The sequence below is a fragment of the Carboxylicivirga marina genome (assembly GCF_016612505.1).
Lineage (GTDB): Bacteria > Bacteroidota > Bacteroidia > Bacteroidales > Marinilabiliaceae > Carboxylicivirga > Carboxylicivirga marina.
This window is the reverse complement of the sequence record NZ_JAENRR010000113.1, coordinates 1-6,224: the sequence shown is the minus strand read 5'-3', so window position 1 is coordinate 6,224 and position 6,224 is coordinate 1. Positions and strand designations below refer to the sequence as shown.

The 6,224-nt window shown below is 34.7% G+C and carries 6 protein-coding genes; 4 read left to right on the top strand and 2 right to left on the bottom strand.

All coding sequences use genetic code 11. From position 1 onward, the window contains the following. Window positions 1-127: 127 nt before the first annotated feature. The gene (locus tag JIV24_RS21725) at window positions 128-670 is read left to right on the top strand and encodes a hypothetical protein (RefSeq protein WP_200467192.1); all 543 of its coding nucleotides are present in this window, start codon (window positions 128-130) and stop codon (window positions 668-670) included. A 157-nt stretch (window positions 671-827) separates the two neighbouring features. Next, window positions 828-1,847, top strand: coding sequence for a DUF2971 domain-containing protein (locus JIV24_RS21720; protein WP_200467191.1), 1,020 nt, complete (start codon window positions 828-830; stop codon window positions 1,845-1,847). A 469-nt stretch (window positions 1,848-2,316) separates the two neighbouring features. On the opposite strand, the gene JIV24_RS21715 is transcribed toward JIV24_RS21720, so the two are convergent. Continuing rightward, complete coding sequence (locus JIV24_RS21715) at window positions 2,317-3,729, bottom strand: sensor histidine kinase (RefSeq protein ID WP_200467190.1); 1,413 nt, start codon at window positions 3,727-3,729, stop codon at window positions 2,317-2,319. A 370-nt stretch (window positions 3,730-4,099) separates the two neighbouring features. Between JIV24_RS21715 and JIV24_RS21710 the strand changes: the two genes are divergently transcribed. Together JIV24_RS21710 and JIV24_RS21705 are read left to right on the top strand one after the other, a co-directional pair. After that, complete coding sequence (locus JIV24_RS21710; RefSeq protein WP_200467189.1) at window positions 4,100-4,876, top strand: hypothetical protein; 777 nt, start codon at window positions 4,100-4,102, stop codon at window positions 4,874-4,876. Window positions 4,877-5,262: 386 nt separating this feature from the next. After that, the gene (locus JIV24_RS21705) at window positions 5,263-5,457 is read left to right on the top strand and encodes a YceI family protein (RefSeq protein ID WP_200467188.1); all 195 of its coding nucleotides are present in this window, start codon (window positions 5,263-5,265) and stop codon (window positions 5,455-5,457) included. 9 nt (window positions 5,458-5,466) lie between these two features. Here the strand turns inward: JIV24_RS21705 and JIV24_RS21700 are convergent, their stop codons facing one another. Then, the gene (locus JIV24_RS21700) at window positions 5,467-6,087 is read right to left on the bottom strand and encodes a plastocyanin/azurin family copper-binding protein (RefSeq protein ID WP_200467187.1); all 621 of its coding nucleotides are present in this window, start codon (window positions 6,085-6,087) and stop codon (window positions 5,467-5,469) included. Window positions 6,088-6,224 lie beyond the last annotated feature (137 nt).

Below are 6,224 nucleotides of genomic sequence, written 5' to 3'. Positions count from 1 at the left end.
CCTTTTTCACTTGAAGTAAAAAAGCTGTTTGTCTCCGAGAAAACTTTTGTACTTTTATTCTGAAGCATGATTCTTTTTGCTTGACATTCAGCGTTTTAACTTACGTGGGAAACATCAGATAGATAAGATGCACCAGGTACAAATGGCTTACTCCTCGGCCAATAGTAAACTAAAGGTGAAGGAAGAAGCCGAAATGATACAGGCAATAATACAAGTGGCTGCTGCCATTTACGCTTATGCTCACAGCAATAACATGCCCGACCTGGTTTCGAAGGTGAGCATCACCCCGTCCTATTTAAGAACACTGACGGATAAGGAGCTAAAAACTGCCTGTATGAATATTTACGAACTGGCGCTTACCCTGGTTGAAGAGCTGACAGATTATGGTATAACAAACGAAACGCTTGCGAATGCCAAAAGTGAGATTGATGAATTTTCTGCCTTAATAGCTGCTCCACGTGGTGAAATTGTAACACGCTCGCAAGCGACAGCTGAGTTAAGAGTCTTGTTTGCCCAGGCCGATGAATTGTTGAAAAATCAGCTTGACAAACTGATGTTAATGCTCGAGATGTCGCATCCGCAGGTTTATAAAACCTACATGGCAGCGCGCATAATCATTGACTTGAAAGCAAGCAAGGCTAAGCAGGAAGAAGAAACGATGGAAGCATAATATCAAAGCCCCCCTTTGGGTGTGGAAAGGGGAGCTTGTTGATAACTTACTGCCAATTGATAATTGGAAAGCACTGATTTTTGGTAATTTAGAGGTGACATAGATAAAGCATGCTTTATAATGAGTAGTTAGCTGCAAGGTAAATTTACAGACCGCAATGATTTTTAATAATTGGAAATATTTAAGAGATAAACAAGGGCCAAGAATTGTTCCAGATTCAGATAAGCCACTTCCTAATTCATTCATTAAATATTATTCGCTTAGTAATAATAGTGTAAATGCCTTTACTAACAGATATTTATTTTTCTCACATCCATCAATTCTGAATGACCCTTTTGATTCATGTAGACAAATGGTGTGCTTAGATAAGTTTTCAGAAAGACAATTTGTCAAACTTCATGAACGTAATCAAAGACTTATAACTCCTGACATGAGGTATTCACATGAACATATTCAATCCAGGACATCAAGGTTGTTTCGTGAAGATAAAAGTGATTTAGAGGATTCCTATTTAACCTTCTTTTGGAATCTTATATTTAAGGACTGGGGAATCTTATCATTGGCAGGTGTTGATAATGACATGTTGATGTGGTCTTACTACAATAATCATCAAGGATTCGCGCTTGAATTCGAAAATCAGTTATTTGAAGACAATGGGATTATCGGCCCGTTTCCAATTAATTATGCAGACCATTATGAAACTATATCTCCACGAAGTATTAGATTAGAAACAGAACAACTTCTTTATGTTACTAATGTCAAATATTCACAATGGAGTCATGAAAAAGAATGGCGATTTCTAGTTAATCGAGAAAATATGTCAATACCTAATTACAATGACCCGACACTAGAACTAGATAAGAGAAAAGTTAGTTATAAGAAGGATAAGGTAAAATCAATAATACTCGGATATAAATTCTTTGCTGAAAATATGACGAAGACATATTTCGGTAAAGGCAAAAGGTTGTACCAGTTTAATCCTGTTTCAAATGAAATGGACAAACTAAAAATTGAGATTATTAATTACATTATTGAGAATAACATAACAGTCCGTGAGGTTGAAATAGTAGAAAATAACACCTTCTCTTTGAACGTCATGAATATAGAGCTGATTTGCAAACAGAAAGGTCATGAATATTATGTGGTTTCAGAATATTATAAAAAACCAAGCAGCTAATAACCGTTATAAAGCATAAAGGGCATAGTGCAATTGTGTTGGTTTGGAGCTTTGGCAACCACCGCCAAATCACTGATTTGGCTTTTGAAAACTTAAAACAAAATACAATGCTTTGGCTCTGCTCAAAATAGAAAGTAACCAAGGTTAAATTCCTTTACGCTTTATACGGCAGGCCGTGAGCAACCATAAAAAAACAATACACCATATAGTCTTAAACACGCAAAACATTTACAAATTCCAGTTAGCTGGAAAAATCTTACAACTGAATATGGCGGAAAGTTTAAAAAGATTCATTCGAACGAACCAACAATAATTGCTGGAGCATATAATGAATCTATAAGATTTGAATTACAAATTCCTATAAAGATCTTTCATTACTCTTTTGTTAATCATACTTATTGTCGGTTAATAGAGTAATGAAATACATGAATATTAAAATACCAAACACCCCACATGTGCATGATAATAATTAACTATTACTGATGGGTACGCTAAAACTAAATAGGCTTCCTTTGTTTGGAATGCTTTCAATGTTCAGTTGACCACCCTGTTTCTCTATTAGTTCTTTGCAAATAATTAGGCCCAAACCAATACTTGGCTCCCCATTGGTACCTGCTCGATTAGTGTTAAAGTCTAAATTAAACAAATCTTCTATCAATTCCTGACTCATCCCAATGCCCGAGTCTTCAATACAAACGTTTATTTGTCCCATGTCATTACCCTTCGTAGACAATGTTATGTTTCCGCCAGAGGGTGTAAATTTAATAGCATTGTGTATCAAGTTCCTAAGTATGGTTTGCACTAAATGGTTGTCAATATATACGTTAGTACTATTGGGTATCAAGTTAACTAGTCTTATGTTCTTTTGTGTATAGGTATCTTTAAGCGCATCTGTGATGTTTGTAGTTAATTCTTTCAGGCAAGTCATTTGTGGATTGAAACTTACTTTTCCTTGTTGAATCCTCCCCCATTCAAGCAGTGTATCCAGCAGATCAAAAGCTTTAGTTGACGATCGATTGGTAGCATCAGCCAGCTCTCTTAATTCGTCATTGGAAAGTTCGCTTTCTTTATCACGCATAATATCCGTTAAGCCTAGTATATTAGAAAAAGGCCCCCTAAGGTCATGCGCAATAATACTAAATAGCAGGTCTTTAGAAGTATTGATTTTATGCAATTCAGTATTCTTATCTCTTATCTGTTTTTCTGCCATTTTTCGTTCAAGAACTTCCTGCTGTAATTTAACATTTAGGTGCTCACTTGTTGAGATTTCGTTCTTCAACACTTCATTCAGTTCTTGGTTATGTATATTCAATTTAAAAGCACGCAAACTAGCGGCATGCATTACTCTACCAGCACTCATCATAACACCAATAAAGAATAAGGAAAGGAAACCTATCATATTTAACAATAAACCTCCTTCGTAAAAAAAGCGAGTTGATACGGGTAATGTCGTTAGAAGTAGAAAAGGAATATAGGACTTTGGCCAGGTGTAGTATCCTGCTACACCAGCTGCACTAAGAGGCAAAACCAGTATTGGCCACACAAACTGATAAATAATATTTTCGCCAGGCCATAAAAACACAAAAGGCACCATCCACGTTAAGCTGGATGCCAAAATACCTATTTCATGTAATCTTGCCCATCGGTCAATATCAGATGTTAGTTGCACTCGCTTCTGAAACGTAAACACAATACCACCTCTAATTAAACTCAGAACAAAAATTACGCCTACCCACAAAAGCAACCTCCATTGAGCAACCACATTCCAGAAAATGAAACAAGCACCAAGGGAAACAACCATAACACCAACCAGACCTACTTTGGTTTGCTTATGAAGCAGTTGAATCTGAGCGTAACGTACTTTTTTATCAGTATTGTTCAACAGTTATCAAATGATTTTTCCACACATAACAATTCTTCACTGAAGTAAAGTTATTATAGGATGTTTTGTTAATTAAATAATTTTTGCGCACCAAATATAGCTATTTCATTAGTTTATAGAGAAAAGCCGATGACTTTTTAGTCTCCCACACCTAAAGGTTGGACTAACTCGGGGCAAGTCACGATGAATTAAACCTTTGTTAAATTAAATGAATTAACAGAAGCATTGAATTTCTGTCACCACCCAATCCCATTTTTTAAATCATTTATGAAAGACATTCTTTCATCAAAAAGTTACCATAAAACGACATTAACAATTAGTGTTTGTGCACTCTAGATTGTCTTATAAGTGACCCCCTAACAACAATGCAATGAAATATTTATTACGATTTTCAATACTGATTATGGCATTTTGTTTAATCAATCACACCTCTCTTTCTCAGGTGTCAAAAATTAAAGAAAATGTAGAGAATGACGACAAAAACAGTAGTTCGAAGACTGAAAGTTCTACATCAATATCAGACTCAGAGGACATGAGTTTTGGTGAGAGTATATTAGCTGAAATCTTCTTTGGCATAATAAAAGGTATAAGCATTATTACTGTAGAGGCACAAAAACAAGTATTGTCCGATTTGGACAAACATCCTAACCTCATTTCAGTCGAAACAGGCATCGATTATGGAACCGACTTTAATACGTTGATATTTAACCCATCCCTAAGAGTTAACTGGGGAATATTTGCTTCAGACATGCGTTATTCCCTGATTCATGATTACTCTGGCTCACTTTGTACTTTTGACTGGCAAATGGCGGTATTAAGGATACCAATTGATAAAATAAAACTAAATTATGGAATAGGATTTACCTCACTTTCAGATCCCCCTGCTACATATTTTGAAAGTTCTATTGGTGTTGATGCTCACCTTTACAATAATAAACTTAATTTAATATCCTGTTATCGTTGGACGCAAAAAAAGACAGAAGAGCGCTTTCGTCAAGAATTTAAAATGACGGCAGATTTTCAGTTGCTCAATAATAAGAATATAAAACTTTCACCTATGATTGGGATTACATATCAAAACTATTTTAAAGAAGATGAATTTCTCATGTTTAATATTGGGATAAAAATTCGGTTCTCAGGTGATTAGATAACAAAACAAAAAGAACATTTAACTGCACCTATTTTTTTAGTTCATTTACAGCCATGAACATAAATACCACTCCAAAACCACACTGCACTAAAAGAATGTTATGCAAATACTTCACACAATTGACAGCGTGTTTTAAGGCGATATTTGATTGCAATGAAAACTTGATAAAGTTTGACTCTAGTCGTTAATTCAAATCAAAAACAATAACAATATCCTACACAAAAAAATACGTTCGGTAGCGAATAGTAAGTAGATATTGTAAGCATAATTATATTCTTTAATTTACAATTCATTAGCAAATAATTGAATTTAACCTAAGTACATAAAACCTACATAATGGAGGAAGTGAAATCAAACAACACTCTGTTACGGTAAAGGAAGAAATGCTCATTCATAGCGTTAAGAAAACAATTGAAGTTGTTGGAGGACTCATTAATAATGGCACATCTATTTCGGCCAATTCAGAATTTATTATCAAGGTGGACGATTATGACATAAAAATTCCAAAATTATTGGTTAAGATTATTGCAGAAGAATTAAAGGTTACGATACAGCTCAATTATGAACTTTTAAAATAGCCCAACTCATCACTTTTTTAAAATCTTCCCAGTATCAATATATCCGTTAGTATTCTGCAATCGATAAAAGTATACCGAAGGTTCCAGGTGCCCTATGTTTATTCTCAAATTATCATTACTCTCAATTGCTTGTGAAAAAACGATCTGCCCGTTCATATTAAATAGCTGGATACCTGAGTAGGTTTTAGCCTTTTTGTCACTAAATTCTATAAACAGATAATTCCTAACCGGCATTGGGTATATTCTAATATCATCATTATTGGCATTATCGGTAATTGAAGTAACGGTATTAACCGTAATGGTCCCCTGCATACTTCCCGAGTGAGGATTACATTGATAACTGTATTCACCAGCAATATCAAAAGTAAAACTGTATTCCCAAGGTGAGCTCTGCACAGTATTTCCAAATGAGGCGGGGTTATTAGGAAATGTAGCTGTCATTCCATTAACGTTGTGGGTTCCGAGCGTATTATTCCAAGTAACTACATCGCCCTGGTTAATTGTAAGACTTGATGGGGTAAATGAGAAATTACTAACTGTAACATTCCAATTTGTTTGAGAATTAGCATTTACAAGGAATAACACTGTGATAATTGTAGCCGACCAAATTTTATTTATAAGAGTATACATTGTTTTGTTTTTTAATAATATGAAAGGCAAATATCTTTAAGTATCAAACTTTTGTCAATAAGTAACTGACATTTCCCATGTCTATTAGGCAGCACTTGAAAGCTGCATTTCTATTAGCCTGAAGATTTTGTTGTCTT